Below are 17,162 nucleotides of genomic sequence, written 5' to 3' on the forward strand. Positions count from 1 at the left end.
TTTAATTATTCTTTAATTTCAATTCTGTCATACTCCGCCGGGGGATTTGATATGACTAAAAATTCAATTTCTTCATCAGATTCATTGGAGATAAAATGTTTTGACCCGGGTTCAATGGAAACGGATTCCCCTTTCTGAACCAAAAATTTCTCTTCATTGATGTACAATACCGCTTCTCCTTTCAGAATATAAAAAAACTGCTCTGCCACCTTGTGAAAGTGTAGCTTTTCTGAAGTTCCTGCAGGCATCTTTTCCTGCTTTACAGATAAGTTCCCGGTATTTTTCAGGATCCAGCTGTCACAATGATCTCCCCAGGTATAGTGTTCTGAATTATTTTTAGAATGTATCATTTGAATAGATGAGTAATGAAAAGCAATAGAGGAACAAACAGCACAACGGATAAAAAAATGGAAGCAAATGAAATCCTGGGCTTCGCCTGATCATCAACTGCATATCTGAATATATAGTCCTGGATATTCGTAAAAATAACTGCCAGTATCACAAAAAGAATTCTTAATCCGGTTTTCATAACTAAAAACTGAGCATTCATATTCTGTTCTGTAATTTCTACGGGGAAATTAGTATCTTCAGGATGCCTCATACCATAAACGAATAGCGCATATAATCCCAAAGCCAGTACAGGCATCAGAAATGCGTACATTCTTCCACCAAATCCATCAGCTTTTCCTTCCATATCAAAATGCACAGGAATTCTCTCTGGCAGGGTGTTATAGTTTTTTAAGGTAAACCACCACAGAAAAACCACCCATCCAAAATTAAAAATATCAAAAATTGTAAAGAGAATATTTTCCATTTCAGAGGAGACTAATCATGATTAAATTACACTTTTCAGCACTCTCAGTTTATGAGTATGCTTATTCATTTCTTTATTGAAAATTCCAGTGGAATCCAGGGTATCAATTCTCACCTTCCCGGAGGCATGGATAATTTTTTGATTGTCCAGCATAATTCCGACATGGATAATTTTTCCTTCTGCATTTTCAAAGAAGGCAAGGTCTCCAGGCTGTGTTTCTTCTACAAAAGTTAGTGGTTCTCCTACTTCAGCCTGTTGTGAGGCATCTCTGGGTATTTTTATATTATGGATTTTATAAACCAATTGGGTAAATCCGGAGCAGTCTACTGCAAAAAAACTTTTGCCTCCCCAAAGATAAGGTACGTTCAGGAATTCTTTTGCGGTCAGTGCAATACTTTCGCGTACATCATGACTTCTTCTTGAAGCCACTACCGGAAACTCTACTTCTGAGCCCATAGACAGTAAAGTCTTACCATCATTCATTAATACGGAAGAGAAATCTTCAGTAACGACAGTCACTTTTCTATTGGCAAGTTCTTCATCTGTCATCGGTTTTAGCTGTTTGGCGTCCATCCATCCTTCATAGCCATCATAGTGCATTTTTATTTTGGTCCAGTTTTTATCCACTTCCAAAATATCTGCACTTTCTCCGAACAATATTTCCGTAACAATTTCAGCTCTGTCAGAATTCTCTGCACGAACCGGCGCTACTGTAACAATACAAATTCCTTTATTCATTAACTCTCAATTTAAAGATTGAATAATTTAAAGAAAAAATACGAACTGTATCCTCTTTAACTATTTTAATCTTTGGATATTTAATTACTTTCTGCGAAGAAAGTTGACTCCATCACGCAAAGGTAAAATAAGATTTTCAAAATCTTCATCTTTTGCCGCTAAATCATTTAATTCCTGGATAGACTGCGTAGATTTCAGCTTTGGATTTTCTTCCAACACCTTTCCGTACCACAAAACATTATCAAACAGGATTACTGTACCTGATTTTGTATGGGGTTTGATAAGTTTGAAATATTCAGCATAATTTTCTTTATCGGCATCTACAAAAATCAGGTCAAAAAATTCATCCGTTTCCTGCAAAAATTCTTTGGCATCCTGAAGTTTAAAATCTATCTGACCGGCATATTCACTTGACTCAAAGTATTTTTTAGGGAGATAAGCGAGATCTTCATTCACATCCAGAGTAGTAATTTTCCCGTCTTTTGCCAGACCTGACGCAAGACATAAGGTTGCATATCCTGTAAATGTACCTATTTCAAGGATACTTTTCGGCTGCATCATCTGGGAAATAATCGTCAATAATCTTCCTTGCTGATATCCGGAAATCATATGAGGTTGTGTTGTCTTCTGGTAGGTCTCTCTTCTCAGTTTTTTCAAAATGTCGGATTCCGAAGAAGCATGTGCTTCCAAATATCTGTCCATCTCAGGATTCTTTTCTTCAAAAAAACTCATATAATTTTAATTTAAACAAATTTAAGGATTTTAAAGCTACTTTTTAAATTCAAAAAGAAGATACAAAAAAAGAGAGAAATAAATCCCTCTTGCTTTATGTACTTAGCTTTAAAAGTTTGTTATAAAGCTACACAATATTGTCCTCTTGAGGCACATACCCATCCCGGACAGCAGTCGGTGGTTCTTTGACAGATGATCTGTGGGTTACAATCCATAACTGCTCCCTGTACATTTTTCATTGCTCCTCTTGAAAGTTTTTTCAAATTTTTCATAATTATTTTAGTTTAGTATTAAATTCCTACTCTTTAGATTTTCGGACACCTCTTTATTATTTCCTTATATAGAGATTTAAATATACATATTATTTTGTTAACCAAACAATTAGATTGAAATAATTTATTTATCACAATTAAGTCATCATTTATTTCAGTGAAATCCCCATATAAAATACCGGGAAAATACGGATGTTATTTTATGGTATTAGTTTTAAGTTTGCAAAGAGAATAAGGGGTAAAAACACTAAGAGAAACAAGATGATTGCAGGAGAGACACAAACTAACCATGAGAATCACAAAAAAGTTGTACTGAAAAGTAGAGCTGATTCTTCTGCAGCAAAAGCTAAGACAGAAATATCCACTTCATTTTTGCAACGAATTATTTCGCACCTGAAAAAGGAAGAATTAATTTGATTAAAAAATCCCGACCACCTTCGGGATTTTTTTGTTTTAAAATATATCTATTCATATCCAGGAAATATCATAAAAAACAAATCCCGAATTGCTCCGGGATTTATTATTATGTATGGTTTTGTGATTATTTTTTAGGAGTGATATCCATCAGCTTCATAAACTCATCAAGTTTAGGCATAATGATGATTTCCGTTCTTCTGTTTTCTGATCTTCCTGAAACGCTCATGTTAGTAGCTTTAGGATTATACTCAGAACGTCCTCCAGCAGTAATTCTCGCCGGATCTACACCAAACTGGGTTTGAAGAACTTTCGCAACAGAGGTACCTCTTAATGCAGAAAGATCCCAGTTATCTCTTGGAAGATTCGGAGAATTTAACGGAGCATTATCCGTATTACCTTCGATTAATACAGAGTATTTATCATAATCATTGATCACCTTAGCTACTTTACCCAGCACTTCCTGAGCGGCAGGTAAAATATTGTAATCTCCTGTTTTGTATAACATTTTATCAGAAAGAGAGATCATCACTACTCCTTTCAGTACTTTTACCTGTACATCTTCATCTGATACATTATCCAAAGATCTCTTCAGTTTGTTAGACAATGCAAGGTTCAGGCTGTCATTTTTAGCATTGCTGGAGATCAGCTGCTTGATATAAGAGTTAGAAGCATTAATTTCACCTACCAGTTTATCAATGTTAGCAGAACTTTTTCCGGTATTGGACAAACATGCATCAAGTGATGACTTTAAAGCATCATGCTGGCTTTTCAGTAAATTATTTTCACCTGCCAATGCAGAGTTCTGAGATTTCAAATCCTGAATTTCTCTTTGTCTTTCTCCAATATTTTCAATACACTGCTTATAGTTTGTGCTCAAAGCATCATACTGTTTCTTGCTGACACAAGATGTCATTCCCATCGCCATTGCAGAAACTGCTAAAATTTTTAAAATCTTCATAAATAATCATTTTTAGACTACTCAAAGTTAGCAAAATTCAATTGAATTATATCGGTTATCTTTGCATAAAAGAAATTCTCAACATATATGTTGAAAAAAATAACCTTTATCAATCAGTTAAAAAATCTCGTTCACGAACCGGAAAATCACACCTATCTTCTGGCGGTAAGCGGAGGCGCCGACTCTATGGTTCTGGCCTCTTTATTCCGGGATTTCGGACATGAAACTCAAGGCACGCAGTTCCGGTTTCAGGTTGCCCATATCAATTATAAACTCCGTGGAAATGATTCTGACCAGGATCAGAAAACAGTGCAGGATTTTTGTGAGAAAAATCATATAAAATTTCATTTGTATGAAGTTTCAGAAAAAGATCAGAAACCGGAAAACTCAATCCAGCTTTGGGCGAGAGAACTTCGGTATGCCTTTTTCAAAGAAATTCAGGAAAAAGAAAAACTGGAATTTCTGGTTACAGCCCACCATCTGAATGATCAGCTGGAAACTTTCATCATCAATCTTTCCAAAGCTGCCGGCATCAATGGGCTGAGCGGAATTCCATCGAATGATAATCATATACTTCGCCCTTTCCTAGCCTTTTCAAAAAAAGAAATATATGAGTTTGCCGCACAGCATGCTATTGAATTCCGGGAAGACCTGTCTAATAAAAAGAATGATTATCTGAGGAATAAAATCAGAAATGAAATTGTTCCGATGCTGATGGAAACCAATGATCATTTTCTGGAAAACTTCAGAAAAAGTTCTTCTCTGCTGAATCAAACCAAAGATTTTATTCAGAAGCAGATCCATGAGATAGAAAATCAGCTTACCGTATTTAACCAAGGCTATAAAATACTATCAAAGGAAAAGTTGAATCAGCAAAGCGGTTTCGTGAAATTTGAAATTTTAAAAAAATACGGTTTCAACCAGGAAGAAGAAATCGTCAAAATTTTTAAAGCCAAAAATAACAGTTCTTTTTTTTCAAAAAAATACCACTTAGTTATCAATCGTGATGAACTGATTTTCATTGATAGAAACAACGAAAAAGAATCTAAAGAACAAATACTGCTGATCGGACATTTTGATTTTTCAGAAAACCAGATCAATATCAATCTCGTAGATCATATTGAGCACATTGATGAATTCAATAAAGGATGGGAATGGGATTTTGATGCTGAGAAACTCCATTTTCCGCTCTATTTGCGAAAACAAAAAGAGGGAGACGAGTTTTATCCGGCTGGCTTTTCGGGGAAAAAGAAAGTTTCTAAGTTTTTTAGGGACGAAAAATTATCTATTTTAGCGAGGCAAAAAATCTGGATACTGACTGACAGTAATGATTCTGTACTTGGGATCATCCCTTTCAGGCAGGATAGAAGATATATAAAGAACGAGAAGACAAAGTGGAGTCTCAAAATTTTTAATGAAAGGAACAATGAAATTTAGAAATTGGTTTTTATTAATTCTGCTCTTTTTAGCGACAGGAATGAATGCGCAGATAAAAAATCCTGTAAAGTTTAAATTTACCATCAACGATCTTGGGAACAACCAATACGAAGCGGTATTGAATGCTACCATGGAAAGCGGATGGCACATTTATTCAAAAGATTTACCGGAAGATACCGGAATTCCTACTGAGTATAAAGTGACAGGAAAGAATATCGAGCTGATTGGAAAGTTTACCGAAACAGGCAAAAAGCATGAAGAATTTTCTGAAGCATTCGGGGGAACCATTGTTTATTATTCCAATTCGGCTGGATTTAAACAGAAATTTAAATTAAAAGATCCTGCAAAACCTGCGGATGTTACTTCTGAGATTACGTATCAGACCTGTGACGACAGAGTTTGCCTGGCTCCCAATACATTAGAATTCAACCAAAAAGTTACGCCAAAAGGGGCTACGGAAGCGGCTGCCACTGAAGAAACAGCTGATCCTGTAAAAGATTCGGTAAAAACAACAGAAACAGTTACTGAAAATCCGGCAAAAACTGAAGCTGTGGTCACAGAAACTTCTAAACTGGATCCTAAACAGCTGAAAATTGAAACGATCGATTTTAAAAAGCCTTTGACGGATTGCGGTACAGCGTCTGCCAAAGTGGATGAAAACTACTGGACTTACCTATTCCTAGGATTTATCGGAGGGTTAATCGCTTTGCTTACTCCTTGCGTTTTCCCGATGATCCCATTAACGGTTTCATTTTTTACCAAAGGAAGTAAAAACAAAGCAAAAGGGAAAAGAGATGCTCTTATCTATGGGTTTTTCATCCTTCTTATCTTTGTTTTACTGAGTATTCCTTTCCATGTTATTGATGGTATTGCAGGAAATATCTTCAACGAGATTTCTACCAGTGTATGGCTGAATATTGCCTTCTTTATTATATTCATATTCTTTGCCGGAAGTTTCTTCGGGTATTATGATATCACGTTGCCAAGTTCTATCGCCAACAAGTCTTCTAAAGCGGAAGAAGCCGGAGGTATTATCGGTATTTTCTTTATGGCATTAACATTGGTGATTGTTTCTTTCTCTTGTACAGGACCTATATTAGGCAGTTTATTGGGAAGTGCCGTAACGGGTTCTACAAACGTTCCAATGCTGCTGACATTTGCATTGGCAGGGTTCGGACTGGCATGGGCTATTGTTTTCGGATTACTGGCTTTATTCCCGCAGGCATTACAAAGTCTTCCGAAATCAGGAGGCTGGATGAATACGGTAAAAGTGGTTTTAGGGTTCGTAGAACTGGCATTGGCGTTGAAGTTCCTCTCTAAAGCAGATCTTGTATCTAAAACATTCTTCTTAAAAAGAGAACTTTTTATCGCCATCTGGATCATTGTTGCATTAGGATTAGCATTATATTTATTAGGATTCATCAGATTCCCGCATGATGATAAAAAGCCTAAAATTTCCATGACAAGAAAGATATTGGGAGTATTGGGAATTGGTTTTGTGATTTACTTAATCCAGGGTCTGATCCCTTCTGAGCGTCCGAAGCTTCAATTATTAAGCGGAATTTTACCTCCGCTGAACGTAAGCTATTTCCATGATGAAAAAGACGGAATTCTAGGGATGCACCCGAAACACGATTTCTTCAAAGCAGTGGAGCTTGCCAAAAAAGAGGATAAACCTATCCTGATTGACTTCACCGGATACGGTTGTGAAAACTGCAGAAAAATGGAGGAATTTGTATGGAGCGAACCAGATATTTTACCCATCCTACAGAATGATGTAGTATTGGCTTCTTTATATGTAGATGATAAAGAGGAGCTTCCCGAGGATCAAAAAACCAAAATAGACCTTGGTGACGGGCAGATCAAAAAGGTAAAAACAATTGGTGACAGATGGAGCTTATTCCAACAGGTTAATTTTAACAATAACTCACAGCCTCACTATGTTTTAATTACTCCGGACGGGAAAGTAATCAACACCCCCGTTTCAGGGTACATGCCTAAAGAGGATTTCAAAAAATTCCTGGAATGCGGTGTTAATTTCTACAAAAAGAATAAGTAAGTTATTTATATATCATTTAAACTCACACTTTACGGTGTGAGTTTTTTTTATTTAAATCTGTGCCAAATTAAGTTAATCAGTAAACCAAATTATATTAAGGTGATCAGTTTTTAAAAAGACGCGGGAATATTTTAAAATTCATTATAAAAACAATCAATAGATTCATGAATCTATTGATTATTCCACAAACAAGGCATATGTTTTGTAAGAATTATTAAAAAATAACGTTTAACATTTTAAAACTTTTAATCATGGCAGAAGTAATTGCACAAGAAAAACAAGGCAAACAAAAGAAAAAAATGATCAGGGTAGACATGACTCCTATGGTAGATCTGGGGTTCTTGCTCATCACATTCTTTATGTTCACCACTAATTTTACAAAACCTAATGTAATGGATCTGGGGCTGCCCGCTAAAGATCCCAACCTTCATCCAACAGATATTCCCGTAATCGGCGATCAAAATCAGATTACATTTATCCTTGGAAAAGACAACCGTGTATTTTATCATCAGAGCAATCAGAAAGACTTGAATACAGGAAATCTGAAAGAAACAGATTTCAGTGGAATAAAGATTTCAAAAATCATTGCTGAAGCTTATAAAAACGCTCCTGCACAGAACAAATTCACGGTTATTATAAAACCAACGGATGAAGCCAATTACAAAAATTTTGTAGACATGCTGGATAACCTCGCTATATCTAAAAAGGAAAGATATGGCGTAACAGACATCAAACCATGGGAAACAAAGGTTTACAAGGAATTAACTCAATAAAAAGACGAAGAGCATTTTTAAAATGCTCTTTTTTGTTTACATTTGAAGGAAGAAACGGAGCTGCAGTGTGCAATCTGCTCAATTATTTTTAACCTTCTATAATTTTGGAATCATGCTGAACTTTGAAAGAAAAGGAACCGGAAAGGAAACATTGGTACTTCTTCACGGATTTATGGAAAACATATCCATATGGAGCGATATGGAACATCATCTTTCCAAAGATTTTTCACTGCTCAAAATTGACCTTCCCGGCCACGGACAGTCCGAAATTCTTGCAGAAGTTCATACCATGGAACTGATGGCAGAGGAGGTAAAAAAAGTTTTAGATCATCAGCATTTAGAAAAAGTGCATCTGTTAGGACATTCCATGGGAGGCTATACTTCACTTGCCTTTGCTGAAAAATACCCCGATTCTTTAAAAAGTTTGACTTTATTTTTCTCTACTTACTTTCCGGATGATGAAGAGAAAAAACAACAGCGTATCAAAAGCTACAGAATCATTAAGGATGCATTTGCCCATTATGCAAGAGCCGGCGTTCCCAATTTATTCAACCCGAACGAAAGAGATATCCTGGAAGGGAAAATTGAAACCGCTCTTGAAACCGCCCTTTCCACCAACAATCTTGGTGCCCTTGCCTGTGTAAAAGGCATGGTAGAAAGAACCGACAAAAAACATGTTCTCGAAAACCTGGAGGCCAAAATACTGGTACTGGCAGGAAAACATGATAATGCGGTAAAAACCGATATGATGATCAAACATCTTCCGGACAGAACGAATATCAAATCTTATATTCTGGACTGCGGACACAATGGCCACTGGGAAAAGCCTGGCATCTGTGCCGAAATCATCAATACAGAACTTCTTCACAATCTTCCCAAGAAACTGGTTTTATAACATCGCTTGATGACATATTACAGCCGTATTTAATAAAAATCCTGTATATTAGTAGAGGATAACTTGGTATGGCTTTATTTTCATTCAAAAAAAAGAAACCACCGGCACCACCGGTCATCGGGCTTACACTTTCAGGCGGAGGAATGCGTGGGATTGCCCATATTGCCGTACTGAAAGCTCTGGAAGAATATCATCTGAAACCGCAGATTATCTCCGGAACCAGTGCCGGCTCTATCATTGGTGCTTTTTATTCTTTTGGAAAAACGCCGGATGAGATGATGGAAATTGTAAGACAAACCTCCTTTTTCTCGCGATCAGCTTTAAAATTATCAAAAAACGGGATTTTCAGTTCTAATTTTATTTTAAAACTCCTCAAAGATTACTTCCCGGAAGACAATTTCAGTATTCTGAAAATCCCGGTTTACGTTGCTGCCACAGAAATGACTCATGGCATTGTAGACTTTTTTTCTGAAGGAGAACTTTTCGGGCCGCTGCTGGCTTCATCAAGTGTCCCTTTTATTCTTCCTCCGGTAAGGATAGGGGAAAAAATTTATGTAGATGGCGGTGTTCTGGACAATCTTCCCATTGAACCAATTATGGATAAATGCAATTTCCTGATTGCCTCTCATGTCAACTCGATCAGCTATGATGAGTTAAAAAAAATGAGTCTGATGAAGGAATTTGACAGAATTCTTCACTTAGCGATTGCAAAATCCGTGTATTCGAAAGCAAAATACTGTAATATATTTTTAGATCCGCCAAAGATGACGAAATATAGCCTTTTCAACAAAAGATATATGGATGAAATGTTTCAGCAGGTGTATGAATATACCTGTCAGGAACTTGAAGAAAAGGGATATCGTAAAACCTAATGATTAAAAATTTCAGTCTTTCAACTCTTTAAAAACCTTCTTCTTTTACTTTCTCTTTAAAGTTGACTATCGTTCCGGCTAAAGAATCTAAAGATTTTCCACCGGCCGCATTAATATGCCCGCCACCGTTGAAATATTTCCTTGAGAATTGGTTCACATCCACATCATCTTTACTTCTGAAAGAAATTTTAACAAAGTCTTCGTACAGGTCTTCCATAAAGAATGCAGACATTTTTACTCCGGCAATACTTAAACCATAATTAACAAAACCTTCTGTATCTCCTTTCTGGAAACCAAACTCTTTCAGCTCATTTCTGGTAAGGCTTAAGACTGCCACTGTTCCGTCATTCACCACTTCTATTCTTCCAAGCACCAAAGCAAGTAAATGCAGACGGGAAACCGTATTGGTATCCCATGTATTGGATGTGATCATCGCAGGATCAGCCCCGTTTTCAATAAGATTGGCAATGATTCTGTGTGTCGTTGCACTGGTAGAACGAAATCGGAACCCTCCGGTATCCGTCATAATTCCGGTATAAAGACATTCAGCCATATCCTGATTCACCAGTTTTTCATCATTCATTGCTTCAATGAAATGATAAATCATCTGTGAAGTGGCCGGAATTACCGTATCTGAGTAAACAAAATCAAATTGTTCCGGCTGCTGATGGTGATCAATAAGAATTTTCTTTCCCGGCGCTTTTATAAGCCAGTCTCCCAATAATCCGATTCTTGACGGAGAATTAAAATCCAGACAGAAAATAACATCTGCCCCTGCAATCATATCAGAAGCCAGCTTTCTTTTATATTCTGCAATAATAACTTTTTTGGACTCCGGCATCCATTTCAGGAACTTCGGAAAATCATTCGGTACGATAACCTCTGCATGAATTCCTTTTGCTTTCAGATAGTGCTTCAATCCCAAACTTGAACCAATAGCATCTCCATCCGGATTATAATGGGTAAGAATCACAATTTTGCTCTCTTGGGTAAGTAATATATTGATATCTAAAAGTTCTGCTGGTGTAAACATCCGGTGTTTATTTTTCGTTAAAATTAAAGTTTTCAAAGATAGAGCTTTTATATAAATCATTTAAATATTATTTTTGCCTCCGGAAAATGGTTTTCTTATAAGGGGTTGTAAATGCCTCACTGAAAAACATTACATTTATTTTAAAAAAAGATAATTAAAGTTTGTAACTTATAAAAATTTATATATCTTTGCAACCTGAAAATTAATAGATTAATTACGATTTAAACATATAATAATGAGTAAAAGAACATTCCAGCCATCAGAAAGAAAGAGAAGAAACAAACACGGTTTCAGAGAAAGAATGTCTACGCCAAATGGAAGAAGAGTTTTGGCTGCGAGAAGAGCTAAAGGCAGAAAGAGTTTAACTGTAAGTGCTGCACGCGCTAAGAGATAATCTTTTTATTATCATATACAAAACATGCTTGAGAAGTTGCTTTTCAGGCATTTTTTGTTGTTAAAATTTACTAAAATTTAGGCTACATCAACATCTTTTTTCTATTTTTAAAAGTTGAAATATTTTTATTAGAAACAGCCTTTAAAATTAAATTATGCCACATACAAATATCTCCGGAGACAATATTATAAGTTTACAGCACGCAAAGATTGCGCAAAAAAACTTCACTGTTCTTTCTGATGTAAATCTTAACATTAAAAAAGGTAGATTCTGCTACCTTATCGGAAAAACAGGTTCCGGAAAAAGTTCCCTTCTGAAAACGCTTTACGGACACATTCCATTGGCATCAGGACACGGAACTGTTGTAGGATTTGAACTGGCAAAGCTAAAACCTTCTGATATTCCAAATCTGAGAAGAAAATTAGGAATTGTATTCCAGGATTTCCAGCTGCTTTCCGACAGAACCGTTGAGAAAAACTTAAAATTCGTTCTTGAAGCAACAGGCTGGACTGACAAGATAAAAATGGAAGACCGCATCAATGAGGTTTTAGGAAGCGTGAACATGAAGAGCAAAAAGCATAAAATGCCTCACGAACTTTCCGGAGGTGAGCAGCAGCGTATTGCCATTGCAAGAGCACTTCTCAACCACCCTGATCTTATCTTAGCCGATGAGCCGACAGGAAACCTAGACCCTGAAACTTCGAATGAAATTATGACGCTGTTGAAGCAGGTTGCCCTTGAAAACGGCGCCGCAGTAGTAATGGCAACACATGATTACCATATGATTCAAAACTTCCCTGGTGAAGCCATCAGATGTGAAGACGGAAAAGTTTCTGTATTGGATACTTCAGAATTATTTGAATAGGAAACTAAAGGTTAAGAAAGTTGGAAATACCAACTTCTCTATTTAAAAACATGAAACTCTTTGGTGAGTTCAAGATATTGGTCCGAGTATTGTCTCGGACTTTTTTCTACTATAAAGTCAGATTCGTTAATTTCTTGCTCTTGTAACGAAAACTCCAGAACTAATCTTTTAGTTTTCGAGTTTTCAATTCCTTTGATATTGACTCTGTGGCACAGAAACAGCCCTATTTCTTTCCCTGTTAAAACAAAAACTTCTTCTGCTTCAACAGGAATAATGACTGAAAAAATTCCATTTTCAGATAAAAGCATTGATGCTTTGGTTATCAACTGCCTGAAGTTTAATTCTACAGTCTGACGGGCAATCTTGTCTTTTTCAGATCCTGATTCTTCAAAATAAGGTGGATTGGATACAACAAGATCAAACCGATCTTGTGTATCAAAAGTTTTAAAATCCTGATGGAAATTTTTTAGCCTTGTATAAAAAGGCGAATTTTCAAAATTGAGTTGGGTAAGCCTTGCAGCATCTTTATTAATATCCACTCCTAAAAACTCTGCCCGTGGATTTCTTTGCGCCAGCATCAGGGAAATCAACCCCGTACCTGTTCCTACTTCCAGCACATTGGAAGCACGCTCAACATCTGCCAACGCCCCCAGCAGAACTCCATCTGTTCCTACACGGAAGACCTCTTTAGACTGCTGAATTTCAAACTGTTTAAATGTAAAAGGCTTCACTATAAATTGGTAGGCAGTGTAATAATGAATGTAGACCCTTTTCCTACTTCTGATTTCACGGAGATCTCACCTTTATAATCTTCAATCATTTTTCTTACCATTGACAGACCGAGCCCCATTCCGCTGCTTTTTGATGTAAAGTTCGGTTCAAAGATTCTTTCGTACATATTTTCGGGAATACCTATTCCGTTATCCTGAACAGAGATCATTACTCTTCTCTGATGCTGCTCTACGTCTACATTAATGATTAGCTTTCTATGTTCGCTTTCAGCCTGCTTAGCATTGGTCACAAGGTTTGTTATGATTCTGGAAAGGTAAATCCTGTCCATATTGATCATAATATTACTCTTGTTGGCATGCATAAAGATACTGTCATCATTGAAAACACGGAGAATATCTTCCACTTCCGTATTCAGATTGATGACTTCATTATTTTTTTCTGGAAGTTTTGCAAATTCTGAGAAGGCTGAGGCTACAGTGGCAATCAGATCAATCTGGTCCACAATAGTTTTACTCATTTGTTTTACTCTTTCACTGATATTAGGATCTTCCGGATTAAATTTTCTTTCAAAATTCTGAATCGTAAGCTTCATCGGTGTTAATGGGTTTTTCACCTCATGAGCCACCTGCTTGGCCATCTCTCTCCATGCTTCTTCAGATGCCTTAAACCTAAGCCTTTCTTTCTGATCCTGAATTTGTAAAATCATTCTGTTATAAGCTCTTGCCAACGCATTAAGCTCATCATTCTTATAATACCTGATGGGACGCATTTCATTTTCAAACAATGTAATACGGGTAATCATGTCAGAGAATTTCGTAATTGTTTTTGCAAGACTATTAGAAGTAACCCAGCTGATCCAGATACTAAACAGAATGAGAAATATATCAACTAAAAGAATATATTTTACATACTGATGCAGCACTTCAAGGTAAGCAGATTCATTGTGATATAAAGGAATATAGACTATTCCTATAGGTTTCAGTTCATTATTTTTTAAGAGAAGATAAGAAGAGGTTAACCTTGCATCTTTAACAGCATCATATCTTGTAAGATCCACTCTTGCATCCGTGGCTAATATCCTGTTAACAATCTCTATAGGAATTGTTTTCTGCTCAACCAAGGCTTCATCTTTATTGGAAAGAAGGTAATTTCCTTTAAGATCATAAATAATTATATCATGTTGATTAATATCCCCTATCTCAAAAATTTTATTTCCTAAAACGGTTGGTAAATCTTTAGTTTCTACAAGTGTACGGCTTACGGCATAATCCAGATACCTCATTACCGCAGTAGTTTTCTCCTGCATGTCAATATTACTTTGCTGCAGGGAATTATTCCTCAGAACAAAATACGGGACAAGTGAAGTAGCCACAACACTTAAAAAACATACCAGTAAGAAGCCGAAAAACACCCGGTTCCTTAAGCTATATCCTTTATACTTATTAATCGACATTCTACTTTTTAATTAACCTAGCAATATACTTACCAATGATATCAAATTCCAGGTTTACTTTATCACCAATTTTCAAATGTTTCATATTAGTAAATTCCCAGGTATAAGGAATAATGGCTACAGAGAACTGAGCATCCTCACTTTTAGCAACGGTAAGGCTGATTCCGTTTACCGTGATTGACCCCTGTGGCACCGTAACAAAACTTCCGTCATTTTCATATTTCATGGTAATAAAATAACTTCCGTCTTTATTTTCAATATTAACAACTTCACCGGTTTTATCAACATGTCCCTGAACAATATGCCCATCCAGTCTTCCATCCATCTTCATGCATCGCTCAAGATTTACAACAGTTCCCAATTCCCATTTTCCAAGGTTGGTTTTTTCCAGCGTTTCGTTGATGGCTGTTACCACATATTGATTGTCTTTTATTTCAACCACTGTAAGGCAGCATCCGTTATGTGCAAGACTCTGATCAATTTTCAGCTCGTTTGTAAAAGGACATGTAAGCGTAAAATCTATATTGCTTCCTTTTTCCTCAATCTTCTCAATAACACCAACTGCTTCAATAATTCCTGTGAACATATTATTTTTTGCTAAATTTGTAAATTATAATCTTCAAAGATAATCAAAATGAGCCCAAAAAACCATAAAGTACGAGTAGGAATTTCAATCGGTGATTTCAATGGCATCGGTCCTGAGATCATTATGAAGTCTCTGAAAGACAAAACTATTACAGATTTTTTCACTCCTGTAATTTTTGGTTCGGGGAAATTATTCACTTATCAGAAAAATATTTTTAAGCTGAATGTTAACTTCAACTATATTAATGAGCCTTCACAGGCCCAGGCAGGGAAACTAAATATGGTTAACCTTACCAAAGAAAATGTTAATGTAGAATTGGGAGTACCCACGGAAGAATCTACGAAAATGGCGATTGATTCTCTGGAGGCAGCAACTGAGGCTTTGATAAAAGGAGATATTGACGTCCTGGTGACTGCTCCCATCAACAAAGATGAAATGGTAAAAATGGGCTTTAAACATGCCGGACACACAGGGTATTTTGAAGAGAAATTCAACAAAAAGGGACTGATGTTCCTTGTTACTGAAGATCTTAAAGTAGCCGTTTCCACGCATCATATTCCTATTGCACAGATCGCTGAAAATATTTCCAAAGAAAAAATAAAGAAACAGATCAGGGTATTGAATCAAACGCTTATAGAAGATTTCTGTATTCAAAAACCTAAAATTGCAGTGTTAGGGTTAAATCCTCATGCAGGCGATGGCGGTGTCATCGGAAATGAAGAAATTGAAATTATCGCTCCGGCAATCAAAGAACTTTCGGACAACGGAATACTGGCCTTCGGACCTTTTCCTGCAGACAGCTTTTTCCAGCCGAACAAATACAAGAATTTCGATGCAGTTTTGGCCATGTATCATGATCAGGGACTGGCTCCTTTCAAAACACTGGCTTATGAAGAAGGGGTAAATTATACAGCCGGGCTTCCTTTCATCAGAACTTCTCCGGATCATGGAGTAGCGTATGATATTGCAGGAAAAAATGTGGCCGATGAACAGAGTTTCACAGAAGCGATCTTCACGGCAATCAAGGTTTTCAAGAACAGAAGTGAATACAGCGAACTGATGAATGACCGCCTTCAGCCAAGAAAAATGGTTGTAGACAACGGAATAGATGAAGATCTACCGGAGGAAACTGAAGCATAAATCTTTAAAACAAATTTTAAAACAATTTGTTGTAGATTTTATTTGTTATTATAAAAAAAATGCATATTTTTGCACACTCATTTTATGGACAAGTTAAGAAACTATGACGTAAGCTTTTCCGGACTGAAAAACGGAAAACACGAGTTCAGGTTTGAGATAGATAAAACGTTCTTTCAATTATTTGACACTGAACAGGAATTTACAAATCCTAGAATAGAAGTAAATGTATCACTTGATAAACATACTACTTTTCTAGAATTTGAGATTAAAATTAATGGATGGGTTGAGTTGGTTTGTGATATCACAAATGAAGATTTCGACTATCCTATTGAGAATGAAATTAAAATTCTGGTGAATTTCGGGGAAGAATATGATGACAGCAATGAAGATGTCATTACTATTCCCAGCACAGAGCATGCTTTCAATGTAGCCCATTTAATCTACGAAAATGTAATGCTTTCTATCCCGATGAAAAAGATTTCACCGAATGTAAGTGATGAAGATCTTCAGATTCTTGATCAGTTCAGTCCTAAAGATATTGAGGTAACCGAAGAGGAAGAACATGAAAGTGACCCTAGATGGGATGCTTTAAGAAAATTAAAAGACAATAATTAAATAGAATAATTTAAATATGATGAGATGATGAATCTCATCGCTCATCAATTAAAAAAGTTATTAGAAAATGGCACATCCAAAGAGAAGACAGTCGTCCACAAGAAGAGATAAGAGAAGAACTCATTACAAAGCTGTAGTTCCTCAATTAGCTAAAGATGCAACAACAGGAGAGCTTCACCTATACCACAGAGCTCACTGGCATGAAGGGAAACTTTATTACAGAGGTAAAGTAGTATTGGAAAAAGAAGTAGCTGCTACTGAAGAAAACTAAGAGTCGCTTTTCATTGAAAAAGCCTCATTTTAATACAAAAACCGCCCAATTTTGATAAAATTTGGCGGTTTTTTGTTGTTTTTTACGTTTTTTTGGTATCTTTGGC

General features: G+C 36.3%; 20 protein-coding genes. 10 read left to right on the plus strand and 10 right to left on the minus strand.

What is annotated here, in order from left to right; all coding sequences use genetic code 11:
- Positions 1-5: 5 nt before the first annotated feature.
- From ACP3T3_RS12385 to ACP3T3_RS12410, 6 genes are all read right to left on the minus strand, one after another.
- Positions 6-350: a cupin domain-containing protein gene (locus tag ACP3T3_RS12385; RefSeq protein ID WP_426476166.1), complete on the minus strand. Its 345-nt coding sequence runs from the start codon at positions 348-350 to the stop codon at positions 6-8.
- Complete coding sequence (locus tag ACP3T3_RS12390; RefSeq protein ID WP_426476167.1) at positions 347-814, minus strand: DUF1648 domain-containing protein; 468 nt, start codon at positions 812-814, stop codon at positions 347-349. The genes ACP3T3_RS12385 and ACP3T3_RS12390 overlap by 4 nt, the downstream gene beginning before the upstream one ends.
- A 21-nt stretch (positions 815-835) precedes the next feature.
- On the minus strand, positions 836-1,552 hold the full coding sequence (locus tag ACP3T3_RS12395) for an NlpC/P60 family protein (protein ID WP_426476168.1): 717 nt from the start codon (positions 1,550-1,552) through the stop codon (positions 836-838).
- Positions 1,553-1,636: 84 nt separating this feature from the next.
- Positions 1,637-2,284: an O-methyltransferase gene (locus ACP3T3_RS12400; RefSeq protein WP_426476169.1), complete on the minus strand. Its 648-nt coding sequence runs from the start codon at positions 2,282-2,284 to the stop codon at positions 1,637-1,639.
- A 119-nt stretch (positions 2,285-2,403) separates the two neighbouring features.
- The gene (locus ACP3T3_RS12405) at positions 2,404-2,556 is read right to left on the minus strand and encodes a CCPGW family putative bacteriocin (RefSeq protein ID WP_426476170.1); all 153 of its coding nucleotides are present in this window, start codon (positions 2,554-2,556) and stop codon (positions 2,404-2,406) included.
- A gap of 541 nt (positions 2,557-3,097) precedes the next feature.
- Positions 3,098-3,931, minus strand: coding sequence for an OmpA family protein (locus ACP3T3_RS12410; protein WP_426476171.1), 834 nt, complete (start codon positions 3,929-3,931; stop codon positions 3,098-3,100).
- An 87-nt stretch (positions 3,932-4,018) separates the two neighbouring features.
- On the opposite strand from ACP3T3_RS12410, the gene tilS reads away from it, so the two are divergent.
- The 5 genes from tilS (at position 4,019) to ACP3T3_RS12435 (ending at position 9,967) form a co-directional block, all read left to right on the plus strand.
- Positions 4,019-5,368: a tRNA lysidine(34) synthetase TilS gene (gene tilS / locus ACP3T3_RS12415; protein WP_426476172.1), complete on the plus strand. Its 1,350-nt coding sequence runs from the start codon at positions 4,019-4,021 to the stop codon at positions 5,366-5,368.
- A complete protein-coding gene (locus ACP3T3_RS12420) occupies positions 5,358-7,427 on the plus strand; it encodes a cytochrome c biogenesis protein CcdA (RefSeq protein ID WP_426476173.1) in 2,070 nt (689 codons plus the stop codon). Before tilS ends, ACP3T3_RS12420 begins: the two co-directional genes overlap by 11 nt.
- A 251-nt stretch (positions 7,428-7,678) precedes the next feature.
- The gene (locus tag ACP3T3_RS12425; RefSeq protein ID WP_426476174.1) at positions 7,679-8,200 is read left to right on the plus strand and encodes a biopolymer transporter ExbD; all 522 of its coding nucleotides are present in this window, start codon (positions 7,679-7,681) and stop codon (positions 8,198-8,200) included.
- 112 nt (positions 8,201-8,312) lie between these two features.
- Positions 8,313-9,095 (plus strand): alpha/beta fold hydrolase, encoded by a 783-nt coding sequence (locus tag ACP3T3_RS12430; protein ID WP_426476175.1) that lies wholly within the window; start codon positions 8,313-8,315, stop codon positions 9,093-9,095.
- A 68-nt stretch (positions 9,096-9,163) separates the two neighbouring features.
- A complete protein-coding gene (locus tag ACP3T3_RS12435; RefSeq protein ID WP_426476176.1) occupies positions 9,164-9,967 on the plus strand; it encodes a patatin-like phospholipase family protein in 804 nt (267 codons plus the stop codon).
- 28 nt (positions 9,968-9,995) lie between these two features.
- On the opposite strand, the gene ACP3T3_RS12440 is transcribed toward ACP3T3_RS12435, so the two are convergent.
- Entirely contained in the window at positions 9,996-11,000 is a 1,005-nt protein-coding gene (locus tag ACP3T3_RS12440; RefSeq protein WP_426476177.1) for a DHH family phosphoesterase, read from the minus strand.
- Between the two features lie 235 nt (positions 11,001-11,235).
- Here ACP3T3_RS12440 and rpmH point away from each other — a divergent pair, with 235 nt between their 5' ends.
- Positions 11,236-11,394, plus strand: a complete 159-nt coding sequence (rpmH, locus tag ACP3T3_RS12445; protein ID WP_039365072.1) for a 50S ribosomal protein L34 — start codon at positions 11,236-11,238, stop codon at positions 11,392-11,394.
- Positions 11,395-11,548: 154 nt separating this feature from the next.
- Positions 11,549-12,259, plus strand: coding sequence for a cell division ATP-binding protein FtsE (locus ACP3T3_RS12450; RefSeq protein ID WP_426476178.1), 711 nt, complete (start codon positions 11,549-11,551; stop codon positions 12,257-12,259).
- A gap of 38 nt (positions 12,260-12,297) precedes the next feature.
- Here ACP3T3_RS12450 and ACP3T3_RS12455 read toward each other — a convergent pair whose 3' ends face one another.
- From ACP3T3_RS12455 to ACP3T3_RS12465, 3 genes are read right to left on the minus strand one after another with little or no spacing between them, the layout of a single operon-like run.
- Positions 12,298-12,990 (minus strand): tRNA1(Val) (adenine(37)-N6)-methyltransferase, encoded by a 693-nt coding sequence (locus tag ACP3T3_RS12455; RefSeq protein WP_426476179.1) that lies wholly within the window; start codon positions 12,988-12,990, stop codon positions 12,298-12,300.
- A complete protein-coding gene (locus ACP3T3_RS12460; RefSeq protein WP_426476180.1) occupies positions 12,990-14,444 on the minus strand; it encodes an ATP-binding protein in 1,455 nt (484 codons plus the stop codon). The genes ACP3T3_RS12455 and ACP3T3_RS12460 overlap by 1 nt, the downstream gene beginning before the upstream one ends.
- A 1-nt stretch (position 14,445) precedes the next feature.
- Positions 14,446-15,030, minus strand: coding sequence for a riboflavin synthase (locus ACP3T3_RS12465; RefSeq protein ID WP_426476181.1), 585 nt, complete (start codon positions 15,028-15,030; stop codon positions 14,446-14,448).
- A 48-nt stretch (positions 15,031-15,078) separates the two neighbouring features.
- On the opposite strand from ACP3T3_RS12465, the gene pdxA reads away from it, so the two are divergent.
- From pdxA to rpmF, 3 genes are all read left to right on the plus strand, one after another.
- Complete coding sequence (gene pdxA / locus ACP3T3_RS12470) at positions 15,079-16,170, plus strand: 4-hydroxythreonine-4-phosphate dehydrogenase PdxA (protein WP_426476182.1); 1,092 nt, start codon at positions 15,079-15,081, stop codon at positions 16,168-16,170.
- 84 nt (positions 16,171-16,254) lie between these two features.
- Positions 16,255-16,785 (plus strand): YceD family protein, encoded by a 531-nt coding sequence (locus ACP3T3_RS12475; RefSeq protein WP_426476183.1) that lies wholly within the window; start codon positions 16,255-16,257, stop codon positions 16,783-16,785.
- Between the two features lie 67 nt (positions 16,786-16,852).
- Positions 16,853-17,056 (plus strand): 50S ribosomal protein L32, encoded by a 204-nt coding sequence (gene rpmF / locus ACP3T3_RS12480; RefSeq protein ID WP_002976251.1) that lies wholly within the window; start codon positions 16,853-16,855, stop codon positions 17,054-17,056.
- Positions 17,057-17,162 lie beyond the last annotated feature (106 nt).

Source organism: Chryseobacterium sp. CBSDS_008, from assembly GCF_049959325.1.
GTDB lineage: Bacteria > Bacteroidota > Bacteroidia > Flavobacteriales > Weeksellaceae > Chryseobacterium.